Genomic DNA, 18196 nt, shown 5'->3' on the forward strand with positions numbered 1-18196 from the left:
TAAAGGATCGATTTTTTAAAAAAATCGATCCTTTTGTTATGGCTATGCAAACACTCCTACTCATGCAGTTTTGATCATTTCCGAATATGAACGCTGGAAAACACAAATTTATCATAGCGATGTCTTGCAAAAGAATATTCAAACGGCTCCCCCGTATTTAAAAATGCGACCTGTTCGACTTCAAGCACCGGATCGTCGGCAGCGCATTCCAGATATTTGCGGTCCAGTTCCGTCGGCTTATCCGCCCTGATTTTCCGGTGGGAGCCGGCGATTGTCAATTTCAGCGTTTCCGTGATATGCCGATAAACAGAGCTGTGAAGCACATCTTCGTTTAATTCTCGAATCACGTTGGAAGGCATGTATGTTTCTTCAATGACATACGGTTCGCCTTCGACCTTCCGGAGCCTGATGATGTGATACACCGGAACGCTCTTTTCGATTGATAATCGATCAGCCACTTCCGGCGACGGAAACTCAACATCAAACTGAATGATGCGGCTTTCGATCTGTTTGTTGGCGAGAAGTTTTGTCAACCCAAGGTTTTCACGATCCGTCACGCTGACGGGGAGATCCTGAATGGATGATTTCACAATAAAGGTGCCGTGCCCCCGTTTGCGGTACAGCATACCTTCTGAAACGAGAATGTCGAGAGCCCTTTTCATCGTCATTCTGCTGCAGGAAAATTCTTTGGCGAGAGAAAGCTCATCAGGTATGGGCTGATCGACCGGATAGTATTCCTCCTGAATCCGCCTCCTCATTTCATTTGAAATATATTCGTATTTTCTCATGTTTTAACCACCAGTACTAAGGATTCTATTTTTATGTTCTGTCCATTCTTTCTTATTATATCTGTTTTAGGCTGGAAATAAAAAGATGGCCTAAAAGACCATCTCTTCTAACAGAACCGCTTAAAATCCGTTATTTTCGCTGACCCGCTTAAACCAGTGGCCGCTCTTTTTAACCGTCCTCTCGCCGTTTTTGTCAAGGTTGACAGACACAAAGCCGTAGCGGTTTTTATAAGCGTTCGTCCACGACCAGTTGTCCATGAATGTCCACAGGTGGTAGCCCTTTACATTCGAGCCTTCCTGAATGGCTTGATGCACCCATTTTAAATGCTCTCTAATAAACGCAATCCGGTAGTCGTCATGGATCATGCCGTCTTCGCCAAGAAAACGCTCCTCTCCTTCAACCCCCATTCCGTTCTCGGAAATAAAGCATTCAATATTACCGTAGTTGTTTTTGAGATTGATTAAAATATCATAAATACCCTTTTCATAAATCTCCCAGCCGCGGTGGCGGTTCATTTTGCGGCCCGGCATCTCATACTTGTCAAAAAAGCGTTCAGGCATAAATGGCGCATCCGGGTGCGGCAGATGTTCTTTTGCTTTGACACGCCTCGGCTGATAATAGTTGACACCAAGCAGATCGACCGTATTCTCTTTGATCACGTCCAAATCGCCAGGCTTGGTTTCAGGCATGTATCCTTCCTCTTTTAAAATATCTGTTAAGTCTTGCGGAAACTCGCCTTTTACGGCCGGATCAAGAAACGACCTGTTGAAGAATGCGTCGGCAATTTCAGATGCTTTAACATCTGCCGGATGACGGCTTCGCGGATAGGATGGCGTTAAATTTAAAATGATGCCGATTTTTCCGTCCCCGCCAAGATTCCGGTAGGCTTCGACCGCCTTGGCGTTTGACAAAATTTCGTGGTAGGCCACCTGCACGGCTTTCGCAAAATCCACTTCATTCGGATAATGAAAATCGTATAAATAGCCGCCTTCCGCCGGAACAATCGGCTCATTATGGGTAAACCATTTTTTGACCCGGTCCCCGTAAAGGCGGAAGCAGGTTTCCGCGTATGAAACGAAATCGTCGACAACTTTCCGGTTTTCCCAGCCGCCGATTTCCTGAAGCGCAAGCGGCATATCAAAATGATAAAGGTTGACAAACGGTTCGATGCCTGCCGCAAGCAGCTCGTCGATGACTCGATTGTAAAAGGCCGCCCCTTCCTCGTTCAACAGACCTTTTCCTTCAGGAAACAGCCGCGACCATGAAATCGAAAAGCGGAAAGAATTGTGGCCAAGCTCCTTCATCAGCTGAATGTCTTCTCTATAAGTCTCGTAAAAACGCGACGTTTTTTTTGGCCCCACTCCGTCGAAAAAACGATGGGGTTCTTTTTCATACCAGTGGTCCCAAATATTTTTCCCTTTGCCTCCTTCATCGGCCGCCCCTTCGGTTTGAGTGGCTGATGCTGCCGATCCCCACCAGAAGTTTTTTGGAAAACGATATGGAAGTCGCTCTGTCTTTATTTCTGCTTTTGTCATGTCATCAATCTCCTTTTACAACCCTATCGTCGTCTTATTTTGTTCTGAAGCGCTGGTTTCCTGTTCTTTCTTCATATTCATACGGTCGATGAATTTCAAAAACGGGAACCAGATTAAAAAGACAACGGCTAAATTAAAAATCTGCAGGATGCCGCCGGCGAGCGAATTGGTGGCCATCATGCCGCTGATAAAAATCGGCACTGTCCAAGGAATCGTGACACCCGTCGGCGGCGGAACGATTCCTGAGGCCATGGCAAAATACGTGATCAGCGTGACGATCATCGGCGAGATGACCCACGGAATGAAAATCAGCGGATTCATGACGATCGGCAGGCCGAAAATAATCGGTTCGTTTACATTAAAAATGCCCGGAGCCGCACCAAGCTTTGCCACCTGCTTCATCTGCTTGCTTCTCATAAACAATAGAATCGCAACGATGACGGCCAGCGTCATCCCGGTTCCTCCCATTCCGACGGTATAGACTTCCATAAACTGTTTGTTGATGATGTGCGGCACCTCACCTGTTGCCGTATAGCTGTTTAAATTTTCAATAGATAGTGTATTCCAGATCGGATCCATCACCGAATTGATGATGATTTGTCCGTGCAGCCCGAAGAACCACAGCAGCTGCGTAAAAAAGATGGCGACAAGGGTCGGAATGATACCGCTTCCAAGTCCGACAAGCGGCGCCTGAACGAGAGTGTAGATCAAATCATGCATATTCGTGTTGAACACCTGGGTGATGATGATATTAATGATTAAATAGACCGACAGCGTCATCACCGCCGGAATCAGCGCGGCAAATGATTTAGAAACCGCCGGCGGGACACCGGAAGGCATTTTAATCGTATAATTTTTCTGGACAAAAAACCTGAATATCTCGGCCGATGTAAAGGCCGTTATCATGCCGAGGAACATTCCTTTTGCACCGAGCCTGTCAATCGGAATGACATTGGAGACCGTTTCTCCGCCTTCTCCGTTTAAAAAGAACGGCGTAAGCAATAGGAACGACGCCAAAGCGACGACTCCCCCAAACACCGCCTCGACTTTATAGCTTTTGGATAGATAGTATCCGATCCCGAATACGACAAACACAGACATGATGTTGATCGTGGCATTCGGAGCAATGCTTAAAACGGACTGAAAATTTTCAAGCGCTGATTTGCTCATCATTTTATTAAGGAACGGCAAATTCGTTAATACGACGATAATCGATCCGAAAATCGTGAGCGGAAAAGCCAGCATGAACGCGTCCCTAAGCACGCCTAAATACCGGTTGTTATTCAGCTTCCCGGCAATCGGAACGAGAAGATTGCTTAGTTTTTCAAACATGGTCGAAGTTTCCCCCTTATCCTTCGCCTTTTGCGGCTTATAGTTTTTTCTCTTTGAACAATTCCAGCAACTCAGAGACAAGTTCCTTCATCGTAAGCGTCGACATGAAATGATCTTCCGCATGCAGCAAAAGTAAAGAAAACTCGTTTTTCTCCCCGCCCGCTTCCCTTTGGATCATTTGAAAATGAATATCATGGGACTGCCGCAGATCATCCTCGGCCTGCTTGAGCAGCGCCATCGCTTTTTCTGCCCTTCCCTCTCTGTATTCCCTGAGGGACTGGATGACTTTGCTGCGGGCGTTTCCGCTGTGGAGAATCAGCTGAAAACAAATTTGTTCGTCTGTTAATTCGGCAAATGTTGTTTTTTCCATCACTGTCAATCCCCGATCAGGCTTAAAGCCTGCTCATATGCTTTTTTTCCGTCAGCCATGCCGTAAGCCATCATATCAACCACATCGACTTGGATGCCGTACTTTTCCGCTTCCTTTTGCAACTCGTCTTTCAAAAAGCTCATTTGCGGACCGATTAATACAACGTCGGCTTCTGCCATTTCTTTTTTAGCCTGGTCTTGTCCAACCGCCCAGATTGTCACTTCATCACCAAGCGATTTCGCGTATTCCTCCATTTTTGTGACAAGGAGGCTTGTTGACATTCCTGAACTGCATGCCAATAAAATTTTCTTCATGATGATCCCCTTCCTTTATTAAAAGCGCTTTCACACACTATTATTATATCGTTTTATTTTTAAATGTCTATACATTTAAAAATAAATGTTTGTATTTATTTTGTCATATCAAAAAGCCCCTCTCTTTCTGAGAGGAGCTTTTTCCGGCTATCGGGTATGCTTTTTAAAGAGCTTGACGGCTTCTTCCGGCACATAGAATGTTCCATTGCTTTCGACGATGACGCTGTCCAATTCATATTCTTTTCCTTTGATCTTGATGATGTTTTTGTTGACCGGCATTTCTGCTTTGGTGTTTTTGCGGGATGCGACCAGCACCGGGTTTTCCGGATCTTTTTTGTCGATGGTCACGCTGGCTCCCGCTTTCTTAAACGCCTGTTCGGCTTCAATAAACAATTTTTTCGTTAATTTGTTTAAGTTAAAGCCCATGGCCTTTGCCATCGTTTTCGCGATGTCGGTATTATCAACGAGCCCTTCAGGCTTTTTCGGACCGTACGAATACAGGAAGACGTCTTCCCCGGTATGACCGCCCGTTGTGAAGCCGATGTTCGCCCGGTTTGCCAGCATCTTTTTAAAGACGTCGGCTGCTTCTTCCTTGTTTTTGACACCTTGCAGCTTTTCCTTCTCAGAAGCCGTTAAATTGTCGAGGCCATACAGCCCGGCTGCTTCTTCGATATTTGATAAATCATCTTTCAGCTTTCCTGTTGCACCTTCGAGCGTCATTTTGGCTTTTTTCAGCGGATCAATATAGGCGGAAACCGGTGTTTTGTCATAGCCTTTTGTCGTATTGCTGTTCCCGATTGAAATGCCGCTGTTGCCATGGTCGGTGACGGCGATGACCATCGTGTTTTTGTCTTTCTTGGCAAAATTCAAGGCTTCTTTGACCGCGTCATCAAATGCCAGGACATCGCTGATGATGCCGATCGGATCATTTTGATGCGCCGCCCAGTCCGGCTTGCTGCCTTCAACGAATAAGAAGAAACCGTCTTTATCCTTGGACAGCGTCTGAATCGATTTTTTCGTCATCTCGGCCAGTGTCGGCTGATCGGGATTTGTGATGCTGCGATCCATATCATATGCCAGATCGCGCTCGGCAAAAGCTCCCCAGATTTTTTTCGATTTTGACTTGACCAGATCTTGTTTTGTTTCCACAAAGTCATATTTTTTGTCATGAATCACGCTGACAAGATCTTCATTGTCCTTGCGGCTCTTTTCACGATTACCCGGCTTTAGCGATTCTTTTCCGCCGCCGAGAACGACATCGATGTTTTGATAAACCTGCTGTTCGCCCAGCACTTCAAAATTGTTTCGGTTCAAATGGTGCGCGGAATAAGAGGCAGGTGTCGCATGCTGAATTTCTGATGTCGCGACAATTCCGGTTGCTCTGCCTGTCTGTTTCGCTCCCTCGAGGACATTTGCCACAGGGCGGTAATGGTCTTTCTCACTGACGGGCTCTGCACCAGGCGAATTGACGACTGAAGGCAGTACACCGACATAGGAAGAATTTGATTTCCTCCCGGTTGCCATCGCCGTTCCAGCCGGTGCTGAATCTGTGATCGCCGATTCAGCGGAAAACGTTCTGACACCGCCGGTGACGATTTGATCCAGCGCTAAAGGCTCGCCTTTATACCAGCGCGCCAAAGTCGTCGCCGTTGAGCTTGTTCCGTCCATGACCATCATGATGACGTTTTTTGCTTTCGGTTCCTTTTTTTTCGCTGTCTCCATTGCCGCGCTGCCCGTTCCAGCTGAACCTAATGCGACAGCGCCCGCCAATGTAAAGCCGATGATTCTGTTGCGCAAAAAACCCATTATGTACCCCCTCCAAAGCTGTTGATTTGTTGACACCCCTTACTTTATCACCGCAATGTTAACAGGGTTTTTTCTGTCTATTAATCTTATGTAATGATTGTTGTCTTATGATGAAAAGAAGGCCTTTCGCCTTCTTTTTCATTACCCTTTTCCGGCTTGAAAGCCCGGGTATTTTGTCATTCCGCCGTCCACATACAAGGTCAGCCCCGTCACATAGCTCGCTTCATCTGACGCCAGCCAGGCCGCACATGCGGCGACTTCCTCCGGTTTTCCGATATAGCCGATTGGAATCAGTTCAATCACCCCTTGTTTTAATTCAGGATCGGCAAACTTCTCGGCGTTGATCGGCGTATCGATTGCGCCCGGTCCGATCGCATTGACCCGAATGCCTTTCGGAGCGTATTCAAGGGCGAGTGTTTCCGTCAATAATTTGGCGCCTCCTTTGCTCGCTGCATAATGGACAAAATGAGGCCACGGGATTTGCTGATGGACGGATGACATGTTGATCACAGACCCTTTGATGTCATGCGCAAGCATATAATCAATCGCTTCCCGGCAGCCCAAAAACATACCGGTCAAATTCGTCGAAATGACGCGGTTCCAATCTTCAAGAGATAAGTCTTCAGAAGGGACTTCGTTTTCCACTCCCGCATTATTGATCATCACATCGACTGAACCGAATGTATCAACCGCTTTTTTGATGAGCGTTTTCACATCTCCTTCTTTTGAGACATCTCCTTGAATCGCAACCGCACGGGAGCCGCCATCTTCTATTTCTTTCACCGTTTCCCCCGGATTTTCTTCTTCTTTAAAGTAATTGATGACAACATTGGCCTTTTCCGCTCCAAAACGCAGCGCCATCGCTTTTCCAAGGCCTGTCCCGGCTCCGGTGATGACAACCGTTTTTCCCTCTAAACTTGGATACATCGTATTGATTCCTCCTTATGAATGCTGATGTTTCATATGTTTCCACATAACCGCTGAAAGCATGCATTTCCGGAGTCATCAAAAAAACCGCAGCCTCTCGGCTGCGGTTTTTGCTTGTTTATTTCATCCACTCGGTGTGGAAAATGCCTTCTTTGTCTGTGCGCTCATAAGTATGTGCTCCAAAATAATCGCGCTGCGCCTGGATTAAGTTGGCCGGCAGTGTCGCAGTGCGGTAGCTGTCAAAATAAGCGAGAGCGCTTGAGAAGCAAGGTACAGGGATTCCCTGTTCAACAGCAAGGGCAATCGTTTTGCGGAGAGCCCCCTGATAGCTTTCAACAATGTCTTTGAAATAAGGATCAAGCAACAGGTTATCAAGCTCAGGATCACGGTCGTACGCTTCCTTGATTTTTTGCAGGAAGGCCGCACGGATGATGCATCCTCCGCGGAAGATCATCGCGATGTCACCGTATTTCAAATCCCATCCGTATTCTTCTGAAGCGGCTTTCATTTGGGCAAAGCCTTGCGCGTAAGAACAGATTTTGCTCATGAAGAGAGCTTTTCTGACGGCTTCAATCAATTCTTCTTTGTTCTCCGCAACTGTTTTCGCCTCAGGGCCTGCAAGAAGCTTGCTTGCCTTGACGCGCTCGTCTTTCATCGCGGAAATAAAGCGGGCAAAAACGGACTCGGTAATGATCGGAAGCGGAACGCCAAGATCAAGGGCGCTTTGGCTCGTCCATTTTCCTGTACCTTTTTGGCCGGCTTTGTCCAAAATCACATCAACAAGCGGCTTGCCGGTTTCATCATCTTTTTTCGTAAAGATGTCAGCCGTGATTTCGATCAGGTAGCTGTCAAGCTCTCCCTTGTTCCACTCGGAAAATACCTCGTGAAGCTCATCAGATGACAAGCCGACAAGGTGTTTAAGAATAAAGTAGGATTCAGAAATCAGCTGCATGTCTCCGTATTCGATGCCGTTATGAACCATTTTCACATAATGGCCGGCTCCGTCCGGACCGATATAAGTCGTACATGGTTCTCCGTCGACTTTTGCAGAAATCGCTTCAAGTATCGGCTTGACAAGCTCATGGGCTTCCTTCTGTCCGCCCGGCATGATGGACGGGCCTTTCAAGGCGCCTTCTTCACCGCCGGATACGCCGGTTCCGATGAAATGAATACCGCTTTCGGCAAGCTCTTTGTTTCTTCTTTGCGTGTCTTTATAATATGTATTTCCGCCGTCAATCAAAATATCGCCTTTCTCAAGGTGAGGCAGAAGTGATTGAATGGTAGCATCAGTCGGTGTTCCGGCTTTGACCATTAGGAGGATTTTACGCGGCTTTTCTAGAGATTCAACGAATTCTTCTATGCTGTATGTGCCGACAACCTGTTTTCCCTCTGCTTCTTTGAGAAATTCGTCGGTTTTCTCGCTTGATCTGTTGTATACAGAAACCGAAAACCCGCGGCTCTCAATATTTAAAGCGAGGTTTTTTCCCATTACTGCTAAACCAACTACACCAATTTGTTGTTTTGCCATGTCTAACGTCCCTTCTAAAGCGTTTAGCATTATAGTTTAATTTTTATTTAAATTGAAATTACCACACTTTGACCCATCTTTTCAAGCTATTGATCTTTTCTCCCGTCTTGGAAAAAATCTTTGTTGAAACTTGTTCCGCTTGTACGGCTCTCTTTCCCTGCGATTTTGATTCCTTTTTGGATAAGATCCGTGCCATATTTCCCGTTCAGCTCCTCGATCACCTTTTGGATCGGCTCATCTTTGGCATCCTGCTGAAAAGAAAACAAATCAAGCTGTTTGACCGCTTCTTTCCGTTTGACAAGATCTGTCCCCGTCACACCTAAAAGCCTGACGGCGCTTCCTTGCCAATGCTGTTTAAACAGCGCTTTCGCCTCTTCGGCAATCGCGTCTGCGACATCGGTCGGATTGAGAAGGGTCTTGCTTCTTGTGATATTCGTCCAGTCAGCATAACGGATCATGATAAACAGTTTCGAAGCCATGACTTCTTTTCGTCTCAGCCTGTTGCTGACCGAAACGGACAGCTTGTCGATGAGGCCGGCGAGCTCTCTTTCATCTGTAGAGTCATGCGGAAGCGTCGAGGAATTGCCGACGCTTTTAAATTCATAAATTCTCTCCGGGTTCACCTCGCCTGTGTCGATTCCATTGGCCCGTCTTTTCAGCCTTGGACCGTTGATGCCGAGCAGCTGTTTTAAAGCGTGCTCATCTGCCGCGGCCAGATCCCCGATCTTCTCAATTTCCAGCCCTCTGAGCTTTTCGGCCGTTTTTTGCCCAACTCCATACATTTCGCTGATATCAAGGGGCCAGAGCAATTGCGGCACTTCCCGTTTTCTTAAAATCGTAATTCCGAGCGGTTTTTTCATGTCTGAAGCCATTTTCGCCAAAAATTTATTAGGCGCAATCCCAATGCTTGACGGGAGAAGCAGTTCTTTTTGGAGGCGCTTTTGGATTTCCAGTGCGGTTTCATATGCTTGATTGCGGTAAGGTGTCTCGGTCAAATCCATATAGCCTTCATCAATGGAAACGGGTTCGACCAGATCGGTGTACTCCCTCAACACTTGAAACATTTCTTTTGAAGAGCTGCGATAACGGTCAAAATTCGGCGGTTTCACGATCAGTTCAGGGCAGATGCGCTTCGCTTCCCAAAGCGGCATCGGGGGCTTTACTCCGCGGGCTCTTGCTTCATAGCTGCATGTCACAACGATCCCCTTGCGCTCTTTCGCATTTCCCGCAATGGCGAGCGGCCTGCCGCTCAAGGAAGGATCATACGCCATTTCAACCGAAGCGTAAAAACTGTTCATATCGATATGAAAGATGACTCTTCCTTTTGGTTTTCCTGCAGTCAAAGCGTCCCCCTCCTGATTGTCCCATTAGACATCGAAACGTTCATATAGTAAGATGGTTATTGAAACGGAAGTGATCATGTTGATTCTTGAAACTTTTAACGATGCTTTTTTTCTGTTTGAGTTTTTCACAATCATTCTTCCCGCATTGACCGCCATTGGAATCGCCCTGATTTTAAAGGATTGCTGTACGGATAACGATTGGAAAAACAAACGGATTGAAGAATATAAAGCGATTCATTTTATTTACAAAATCGATTTTCTCGTTATCCTATATCATCGCATTACGGTATGGATAAGTAAAGTCATACGCATGAAGACTTCATCGAATGATGATGAAGACCATCGTCTCCTTCTTCTTTGATTTTCAATTGGACAAGGGGCTTAAAAAGAGCCCAAAAGAAGGAGGAGAACGTGTTGAACACGACATTAAAAAAATTCTTTACAGCAGCCTTGCTGCTGCTTTCAACGCTATTGATCGGAGGGCATGCCTCGGCTGCCACAGGCAGCTCCCCGGCGGGAGACGGCAACTTCTTCCAACATTATATCGTGGTTCCGTTTTCAGATCTGATCAAAGGAATCGCCGGTTTGTTTCACGGAAGCTACGGGCTTTCGATTATTCTGGTGACGATCATCGTCCGTTTTCTCGTCTTGCCTCTGTTTGCCAACCAGTTTAAAAAGCAGCGGGTCATGCAGGAAAAAATGGCGCTGGTCAAACCTGAAATGGATGCGATTCAAAGCAAATTGAAAAAAACGAAAGACCCTGCCAAGCAAAAGGAGCTTCAGCAGGAAATGATGAAGCTTTATCAAAAGCACAACATTAATCCGCTGGCGATCGGATGCCTGCCGATGCTGATTCAATTTCCGATTTTGGTCGGTTTATATTATGCCATCCGGTCGACACCTGAAATTGCATCCCATTCATTCCTTTGGTTTAACCTTGGGCATGCTGATGTGTTCATGTCTTTATGTGCAGGCTTGATGTATTTCATCCAGTTTTATGTGACGCAAAAGATGAACGCGCAGACTTCTGCTCAGTCTAACCCGGCGGCTCAACAGTCCGCCAAGATCATGGGATTGTTTTTCCCGGTGATGATGACGATCTTTTCTCTCAACGTCCCGGCAGCACTGCCGCTTTACTGGATGACAAGCGGGCTGTTTTTGACGATTCAGTCCGTCGTTCTTCATCACCTTTACCGAAAAAACAAGCACGCGGTTCAGCCGGCTGAACAAACATCAAAATAAAAAGGTTGCGCCTTTAAAAGGCGCAACCTTTTTTTACATTCCTTCGATGTTTCGGAAGAGTTTTACTGGCAGAAAGGTTGGCATGTTGATTTCCATGTCAACCGCCGCTTTATGACGGATTGGCCACTTCCTCAATAATCGCAAGCACCATTTCTGCTGTTTTGACAAGTTCTTCAATCGGCATTTTTTCATTTTTTGTGTGAATTTCTTCATATCCTACCGCAAGATTGACGGTTGGAATGCCGTGACCGGCGATGACATTGGCGTCGCTTCCCCCGCCGCTAGTCAACAGCTCATATGGACGGCCGATTTTTTCGGCAGCTTTTTTGGCAATCTCCACAACGGGATCCCCGTCTTGATACTTGAATCCGGGATACATGACTTCGATCTCCACCTCGGCTCTTCCGCCCATTTCGGCGGCAGCCGTTTCAAAAGCCTGCTTCATTTTTTCCGCTTGCTTCTCCATTTTTTCAGGTACGAGTGACCGAGCTTCCGCCAGGATTTCGACCTGGTCGCACACGATATTGGTTTGTGTTCCGCCTTCAAAGCGGCCGATGTTGGCCGTCGTTTCCTCGTCGATGCGGCCAAGCGGCATTTTAGCTATCGCTTTTGAAGCGATCGTAATAGCGGAAACGCCTTTTTCCGGTTCAACTCCTGCATGAGCCGTTTTTCCGTAGACAGATGCCCTGATTTTCGCCTGTGTCGGCGCAGCCACGATAATATTGCCGACCTTGCCGTCTGAATCAAGGGCATAGCCATACTCCGCTTTAATGAGCGACCGGTCCAAAGCTTTCGCTCCGACAAGCCCCGATTCTTCTCCGGCCGTGATGATCAATTGGATCGTACCGTGCGGAATGTTCCTTTCCTTCAAGACTCTCACGGCTTCAAGCATGGCCGCAAGCCCTGTTTTATCGTCGGCTCCCAGGATCGTCGTACCGTCGGTTTTGACATAGCCGTCTTCAATGACAGGTTTTACCCCTTTGCCGGGGACAACCGTGTCCATATGCGATGTAAAGTAAATCGTGTCCGCCTCTTTTGTTCCGGGAAGTGTACATACCAAATTGCCGGCTCCATGTCCGGTTGATGACGCACTGTCATCTTCAACGACCTCCATTCCCAGAGCCGTAAATTTTTCTTTCAGCACTTTGCAGATGTCTGCTTCGTGCTTTGTCTCCGAGTCGATTTGCACAAGCTCTAAAAACTCTTCCAACAGTCGTTTTTCGTTCATGCTTGTTCCCCCTCCATTTTTAAAGCGGTATATTTCCATGCTTTTTTATCGGCCGAATCTCCTGCTTGCTCTTCAGCATGTCAAACGTCTGAATCAGTCTTTTCCGCGTCTCTTTCGGATCAATGATATCATCGACCATCCCGTGACGGGCGGCGATAAACGGACTTGAAGCCTGCTTGCACCGCCGGACCTTGCGAGCCCTTTCCGCCTCCGGATGTGCCGAGCTTTCAATTTCTTCGGCAAACAGCAGGTCAGCGGCTTCTTCGGCTCCCATCACCGCGATCTCGGCATTCGGCCAGGCAAATACGGCATCCGCCCCAAGGGCCTTGCTGTTTAAAGCCACATAAGCTCCTCCGTACGCTTTTCGAATAATAACCGTCACTTTGGGTGTGGTGGCTTCTGCATAGGCATAAAGGATTTTTGCTCCATGTCTGATCATCCCTCCGTGCTCCTCGCGGATTCCCGGAAGAAACCCTGGTACGTCGACCAGCGTCAGAATGGGGATCTGAAACGAATCGCAAAAACGGATGAATCGAGCAATTTTATCAGCCGCATCCATGTTCAGACTGCCTGCCAGATGTCTCGGCTGATTGGCGACAACGGCCGTCACTTCACCGGCGATCCGTATAAAGCCGATCACGGCGTTTTTGGCAAAATGCTGCTGTACTTCAAAGAATGTCCCGCAGTCTGCGATTTCATGGATGATGTTTTTCATATCGTACGGCCGCTGGCCATCGCTGGGCAGTATCGTCAAAAGAGTGGGCCTCATATCGTCGTCTTTTGCCGGCTTCATTTGAACAGGAGGTTTTTCTTCGTGATTCTGCGGGATGTAGGATAAAAGCTTGCGCACATCCTTGAGGACGGCCTCATCGGAATCCCCGGAAAAGTGCGCGTTTCCGCTGATTGAATTATGTATGGACGAACCTCCTAATTCACCGGCTGTGACATTTTCTCCCGTTGCTTTTTTGATCACTTTCGGCCCGGTAATAAACATCTGTCCGGTTTTTTCGCTCATCAGAACGAAATCGGTCAGCGCCGGTGAATAAACGGCGCCTCCGGCACAAGGTCCGAGAATGACAGAGATTTGCGGAATGATGCCAGAGCAAAGGACATTTCGATAAAAAATATGACCGTATCCATCTAATGATAGCACACCCTCTTGAATTCTCGCACCACCTGAGTCGTTCAGACCGATGAAAGGGGTTTTATTTTGAAGAGCCAGATCCATGACGGCGGCAATTTTTTTCGCATGCATCTCTCCAAGCGCCCCTCCGGTGACGGTAAAATCCTGTGAAAATAAATACACCGGCCGGCCGTCGATTTTTCCGAATCCAGTCACAACCCCATCTCCTAGAGGCCCGCCGGACTGCCTGCTTCTGACAAAGGCGTTCAGTTCAGTGAAGCTGCCTTCATCAAGCAAGAGCTCGATTCGCTCCCTGGCCGTCAGCTTCCCTTTTTGCTTCTGCCTGTCGATCCTTTCCTTCCCTCCGCCGAGAGAGGCAATGCGGCGGGTTTGAGCTAAATCATCGACTCTTTCAAACATGTCCATTATTTCTGCTCCTTCTCTAAAAAGATTGTGTTCTCGTGGCCTTCGCTTGTCCGATGAAGAAAAGCAGGATAAAATAGTGGAAGAATAGAAAACAGAGGTGAACAGCTTGTCCCAAAAATTTATCAAAATCATGGTGATTGTCATGATCAGTATTATGGTACTGACGAGCGTGCTTACAGGAATCAGCATGATATTTTAAACGATACATGTTTTAAAAGATCGTATGGATCACTGATCCGCCAGACAAAAAAAGACCGCATCGATTTCTCCTTCATTAGATTGGCCAATGAAGGAGAAACTCATGCGATCATGCAGGAGATTTAATCCCTTTAAAATAACTTTTGATCACCAAATACCTTTCCATTTCACCGAGAAAGTTAAAAAGGGCTGCGCGCGCTTCAAATTCCTCGCGCGTCGTCGGCAGCTCCATCTCTTCGAATGCCTCTCTCATCTCAACGAGACGCTTTAAAAATTTGTGAGCCGTATTTCCCGGATGGATGGCTCCCCTCAAATCATGAATAAACGCTGCGATGATATGGCCCTGTTCCACCGTCATCGAGATCGATGTAATCTTCGGCAGCACCCTTTCGATAATTTCGAATTGTTTTTCCCGCATTTTAAAGTAGTGATAATAAATATTTTCATGGCGCAGGACATGATTTTCGACATCGCGGTATGCCAATGTTTTCGCCTCGTCGATCAAACGATGCGTTTCAGGGATTTCCTTTCCCGTCCAATCCTGCTCTCCTGTCAGCAAATAGCGCTCGATCTCTTCGAAGATTTTGGCAAAGTTATCTTCGATTTTCTGCTGATACCCCTTAAGCTGTTTGTCCATGCTCGGCATATACAAGTTCATGAGAAGAGCGACCCCGATCCCGGTGACGATGATTAAAAATTCATTCCAGATCAACGGAAGGGTGATTCCCTCTGACATATAAAGATGAAGGACGATGACCGAGCTCGTCACAATGCCTTCTTTTATTTTCAAAAAAACGGTTGTCGGAATAAAGAACAGCAGCATGATCCCGATGACAATCGGATGATAGCCGATCAGTTCAAAAAAGCAGTAGGAAAAAACAATCGCCAGGCAACATGCCGCAAAACGGGCCCATGAAGCTTGAAGAGACCGTTTTTTCGTCACTTGAATACAAAGGATTGTAATAATGCCTGTTGAAACAAAATTGTGGAGGCCGATGAGCTGTGCGATATAGATGGCCAATGCTGTTCCAAGCGCTGTTTTTAATGTGCGATAACCTATTTTAAACATCGTTAACCCCAATCTTTTCTGCTAGTCTTAGTGAATAAAAAAGAAGAAGATCAGCATCTTCTTCAGCTTATTTTATAGTATTTTCTCTAAAAAGTCTTGAGCTCTTTTCGATTTTGGAGAAGAAAAAAACGCTTTCGGATCATCGTCTTCGACAATGGTTCCTCCATCCATGAAAAGCACTCTGTCGGCGACTTCTTTGGCAAATCCCATTTCATGTGTGACAATCACCATCGTCATTCCGGTTTTCGCCAGATCCTGCATCACTTGAAGCACTTCTTTGACCATCTCCGGATCAAGGGCTGATGTCGGTTCGTCAAACAGCATGATATCCGGATTCATCGCCAGCGCCCTGGCGATCGCGACGCGCTGCTTTTGTCCGCCTGATAAACGGTTTGGATAATCATCTTTTTTATCGAGAAGGCCGACTTTCTCAAGCAGTTCTTCCGCTTTTTTGACTGCAGCCTGTCTGCTTTCTTTTTTTACATTAACAGGCGCATAGGTAATGTTTTCAAGAACCGTTTTATGCGGAAATAAGTGAAAATGCTGAAAGACCATTCCGATATTTTCTCTGACTTTGAGCACCTTTGCTTTTGGATTTGTGATTTCTTCGCCTTGGATGAAAATGCTTCCTTCAGTCGGTTTCTCAAGCAGGTTCAAGCATCTTAGAAATGTCGACTTGCCTGAGCCTGAAGGGCCGATAACTGCGGCTACTTCGCCTTTTTCAAAGGAAACGGAAATATTTTTGAGCACCTCATTCTTTCCGAAGGATTTCGAGAGTTGGCTAACTTTAATCATTGACATTCAGCTTCCTTTCAATCGCTTTACCGATAAACGTCAAAATCAGGACGAGCACATAATAAATAAGGCCGGCGAAAAGCATCGGTTCCAGCGGACTGTAGATGGCAGCCCCCGCCTGATAGCTCCGTCTCATAATATCGCCGAGTCCGATGACTGTCACAACGGCTGATTCCTTTGTCAGTGTAATGGACTCGTTGATCAAAGCCGGCATAATATTTTTAAATGCCTGCGGAAGCAGCAGATCCTTCATCATTTTTGCATACGGCACACCAAGAGCCATCGCCGCCTCTTTTTGCCCTTTGTCGATCGCATTGATTCCGGCTCTGATGATTTCTGATACATAAGCAGCGGAATTTAAGCCAAATGCTGTCACGGCCGCCCAATAGGCGTCAATATCAAAGCCCAGTAATTGCGGCAGACCGTAATAAACGATCATCAGCTGGAGAACAAGCGGTGTCCCCCTGAATATTGACGTGTAAAAATCCGCTATCCAAGCGAGCGGTTTTATCGAGCTGATTTTCAGAAGCGTGATCAAAACCCCTAGCAAAAATCCAAACACCGCCGCAGCAGCGACAACTTTTAAGGTAACACCCAAGCCTTCCAGGATGAAAGGCATCTCAGGTATTGTACTAGAAAAATCAAGAAAATTCATGATGATGACTCTCCCTCTCCCGCCTCAGGTAAAAGAGGCGTACAATCACTTTAGAAAAAAAAGTTCAACAAAAAGTTGAACTTTTCATGCTTACTTTTTTGTTTCTCCGCCGAACCATTTTTCTTTCAGCTTATCAAGTTCTCCGCTTTTCTCCATTTCTTCAAGCGCTTTGTTGAACTTCTCGGTCAAATCGCTTCCCTTTTTGAAGGCGATCGCAGAGCCGGCTTTTTCATCCGGTTCTTTCGGCAGATTGTAGCCAACCAGTTCTTCATTTTTATCAATATATTTTTCGGCAACGATATCTTCAATGATTGCTGCGTCAAAGCGGCCCGCTTTGATTTCTTCCGTTAAATCCGAGATGCGGTTGCGGTTTTCCACTTTTAAGTTGTAGTCAGAAGTCAGTTCCTTCGCTTTTTCTTCCTGGATGGAGCCAAGCTGCACGCCGACCGTCTTACCTTTCAGGTCATCAAGCGATTTGATGCCGCTCGATTTTTTTGTGACGATCATGTTGTGGGCCGTATAGTAAACCTTTGAGAAATCAACTTGCTTTTTCCGTTTTGGAGTCGGTGTCATGCCTGACAGCACAATGTCTACCTTATTTGTTTTCAGCGCTGTCACCAAACCGTTGAAGTCCATGTCCTTGACTTCGATTTCATGACCGGTTTTTTTGGCAAGCGCTTTGGCCAAATCGACGTCAAAACCGACGATCTTGTCTCCGTCCTTCGATTCAAACGGCGGATAATCGGCAGAAGTTCCCATGACCAGCGTTTTTTTATCTTCAGAGCTGCTTGTCCCGCAAGCTGCTAAAGCCAATGTGATACAAGCTGTTACCAACAGCAACATCCATTTTTTCATGTTGTATATCCCCCTGCAATTCTTTTGAATATTTATTCGTTGTTATGTATTTTAAACATTTTTCGAGCCTATTGCAATACTTTTTGAAAAATTACTTAAAAACCCTTTTATATGCCTTGTTGAAACAACCGAAACAGAACCTTACCCGCATGTCATATTGCATATAAATAGAATTTTTATACATAAAAAAAGCCTGCCGCAAATGATCGGCAGGCGTGTTTTCTTATACTTCTTCGCAATATTCTTCAAACAATCCTTGAAGCTTCGTGATGACAGCCATCGGCTCATAGCCTTCTATTTCATGGCGTTCCACCATTTTTACAATTTTGCCGTCCTTTAATAAAGCAAATGACGGGGAGGAAGGCGGATACCCTTCAAAATATTCTCTTGCTCTTGCGGTGGCTTCTTTATCCTGCCCCGCAAATACGGTGACAAGCTGGTCGGGCCGCTTGTCATAATGAACTGCGTGATATGCGGCAGGGCGTGCGATTCCCCCGGCGCAGCCGCAGACTGAGTTGACCATGACAAGTGTAGTGCCTTTTTTCGTCAGCGCCTCGTCCACTTCTTCTGCACTTTTAAGCTCCTGGTAGCCGGCTGCCGTTATTTCCTGTCTAGCTTGGCGGACGACATCATTCATAAATAAATTAAAATCCATGTTCAC

At 46.4% G+C, this 18196-nt stretch carries 19 protein-coding genes; 3 read left to right on the forward strand and 16 right to left on the reverse strand.

What is annotated here, in order from left to right:
- Positions 1-74 precede the first annotated feature (74 nt).
- The 9 genes from ACINLD_RS07780 to ACINLD_RS07820 form a co-directional block, all read right to left on the reverse strand.
- Positions 75-788 (reverse strand): GntR family transcriptional regulator, encoded by a 714-nt coding sequence (locus ACINLD_RS07780; RefSeq protein ID WP_026587767.1) that lies wholly within the window; start codon positions 786-788, stop codon positions 75-77.
- 120 nt (positions 789-908) lie between these two features.
- Positions 909-2324 (reverse strand): glycoside hydrolase family 1 protein, encoded by a 1416-nt coding sequence (locus tag ACINLD_RS07785; protein ID WP_077736533.1) that lies wholly within the window; start codon positions 2322-2324, stop codon positions 909-911.
- A gap of 15 nt (positions 2325-2339) precedes the next feature.
- Entirely contained in the window at positions 2340-3656 is a 1317-nt protein-coding gene (gene celB / locus ACINLD_RS07790; protein WP_026587769.1) for a PTS cellobiose transporter subunit IIC, read from the reverse strand.
- 37 nt (positions 3657-3693) lie between these two features.
- Positions 3694-4026 carry a PTS lactose/cellobiose transporter subunit IIA gene (locus tag ACINLD_RS07795; protein ID WP_026587770.1) on the reverse strand — a complete coding sequence of 111 codons (333 nt, stop codon included), beginning with the start codon at positions 4024-4026 and terminating at the stop codon, positions 3694-3696.
- Between the two features lie 5 nt (positions 4027-4031).
- Positions 4032-4340, reverse strand: coding sequence for a PTS sugar transporter subunit IIB (locus tag ACINLD_RS07800; RefSeq protein WP_026587771.1), 309 nt, complete (start codon positions 4338-4340; stop codon positions 4032-4034).
- Between the two features lie 147 nt (positions 4341-4487).
- Positions 4488-6146: an alkaline phosphatase gene (locus ACINLD_RS07805; RefSeq protein ID WP_026587772.1), complete on the reverse strand. Its 1659-nt coding sequence runs from the start codon at positions 6144-6146 to the stop codon at positions 4488-4490.
- Positions 6147-6287: 141 nt separating this feature from the next.
- The gene (locus ACINLD_RS07810; RefSeq protein WP_026587773.1) at positions 6288-7073 is read right to left on the reverse strand and encodes an SDR family oxidoreductase; all 786 of its coding nucleotides are present in this window, start codon (positions 7071-7073) and stop codon (positions 6288-6290) included.
- A gap of 118 nt (positions 7074-7191) precedes the next feature.
- A complete protein-coding gene (gndA, locus tag ACINLD_RS07815) occupies positions 7192-8601 on the reverse strand; it encodes an NADP-dependent phosphogluconate dehydrogenase (RefSeq protein ID WP_026587774.1) in 1410 nt (469 codons plus the stop codon).
- An 86-nt stretch (positions 8602-8687) separates the two neighbouring features.
- Positions 8688-9944, reverse strand: coding sequence for a DNA polymerase IV (locus ACINLD_RS07820; RefSeq protein ID WP_026587775.1), 1257 nt, complete (start codon positions 9942-9944; stop codon positions 8688-8690).
- A gap of 79 nt (positions 9945-10023) precedes the next feature.
- Here ACINLD_RS07820 and ACINLD_RS07825 point away from each other — a divergent pair, with 79 nt between their 5' ends.
- Both ACINLD_RS07825 and ACINLD_RS07830 read left to right on the forward strand, forming a co-directional pair.
- Complete coding sequence (locus ACINLD_RS07825; protein ID WP_026587776.1) at positions 10024-10305, forward strand: hypothetical protein; 282 nt, start codon at positions 10024-10026, stop codon at positions 10303-10305.
- 53 nt (positions 10306-10358) lie between these two features.
- A complete protein-coding gene (locus ACINLD_RS07830) occupies positions 10359-11186 on the forward strand; it encodes a membrane protein insertase YidC (RefSeq protein WP_372709193.1) in 828 nt (275 codons plus the stop codon).
- Between the two features lie 109 nt (positions 11187-11295).
- On the opposite strand, the gene ACINLD_RS07835 is transcribed toward ACINLD_RS07830, so the two are convergent.
- Together ACINLD_RS07835 and ACINLD_RS07840 are read right to left on the reverse strand one after the other, a co-directional pair.
- Positions 11296-12414, reverse strand: a complete 1119-nt coding sequence (locus ACINLD_RS07835; protein ID WP_026587778.1) for a tripeptidase T — start codon at positions 12412-12414, stop codon at positions 11296-11298.
- Positions 12415-12433: 19 nt separating this feature from the next.
- Complete coding sequence (locus tag ACINLD_RS07840) at positions 12434-13963, reverse strand: acyl-CoA carboxylase subunit beta (RefSeq protein ID WP_026587779.1); 1530 nt, start codon at positions 13961-13963, stop codon at positions 12434-12436.
- Positions 13964-14060: 97 nt separating this feature from the next.
- Here ACINLD_RS07840 and prli42 point away from each other — a divergent pair, with 97 nt between their 5' ends.
- Positions 14061-14162, forward strand: a complete 102-nt coding sequence (gene prli42, locus ACINLD_RS07845) for a stressosome-associated protein Prli42 (RefSeq protein ID WP_372709190.1) — start codon at positions 14061-14063, stop codon at positions 14160-14162.
- 108 nt (positions 14163-14270) lie between these two features.
- Here the strand turns inward: prli42 and ACINLD_RS07850 are convergent, their stop codons facing one another.
- The 5 genes from ACINLD_RS07850 to ACINLD_RS07870 form a co-directional block, all read right to left on the reverse strand.
- Positions 14271-15230, reverse strand: a complete 960-nt coding sequence (locus ACINLD_RS07850) for an aromatic acid exporter family protein (protein ID WP_026587780.1) — start codon at positions 15228-15230, stop codon at positions 14271-14273.
- A gap of 72 nt (positions 15231-15302) precedes the next feature.
- A complete protein-coding gene (locus ACINLD_RS07855; protein WP_026587781.1) occupies positions 15303-16025 on the reverse strand; it encodes an amino acid ABC transporter ATP-binding protein in 723 nt (240 codons plus the stop codon).
- Positions 16018-16680, reverse strand: coding sequence for an amino acid ABC transporter permease (locus ACINLD_RS07860; RefSeq protein ID WP_077736531.1), 663 nt, complete (start codon positions 16678-16680; stop codon positions 16018-16020). The genes ACINLD_RS07855 and ACINLD_RS07860 overlap by 8 nt, the downstream gene beginning before the upstream one ends.
- A 90-nt stretch (positions 16681-16770) precedes the next feature.
- On the reverse strand, positions 16771-17535 hold the full coding sequence (locus ACINLD_RS07865) for a transporter substrate-binding domain-containing protein (protein WP_026587783.1): 765 nt from the start codon (positions 17533-17535) through the stop codon (positions 16771-16773).
- A gap of 223 nt (positions 17536-17758) precedes the next feature.
- Entirely contained in the window at positions 17759-18196 is a 438-nt protein-coding gene (locus ACINLD_RS07870; RefSeq protein ID WP_026587784.1) for a BrxA/BrxB family bacilliredoxin, read from the reverse strand.

This window comes from Bacillus sp. z60-11 (assembly GCF_046464135.1).
In the GTDB taxonomy this organism is placed as follows: Bacteria; Bacillota; Bacilli; order Bacillales; family Bacillaceae; genus Bacillus; species Bacillus sonorensis_A.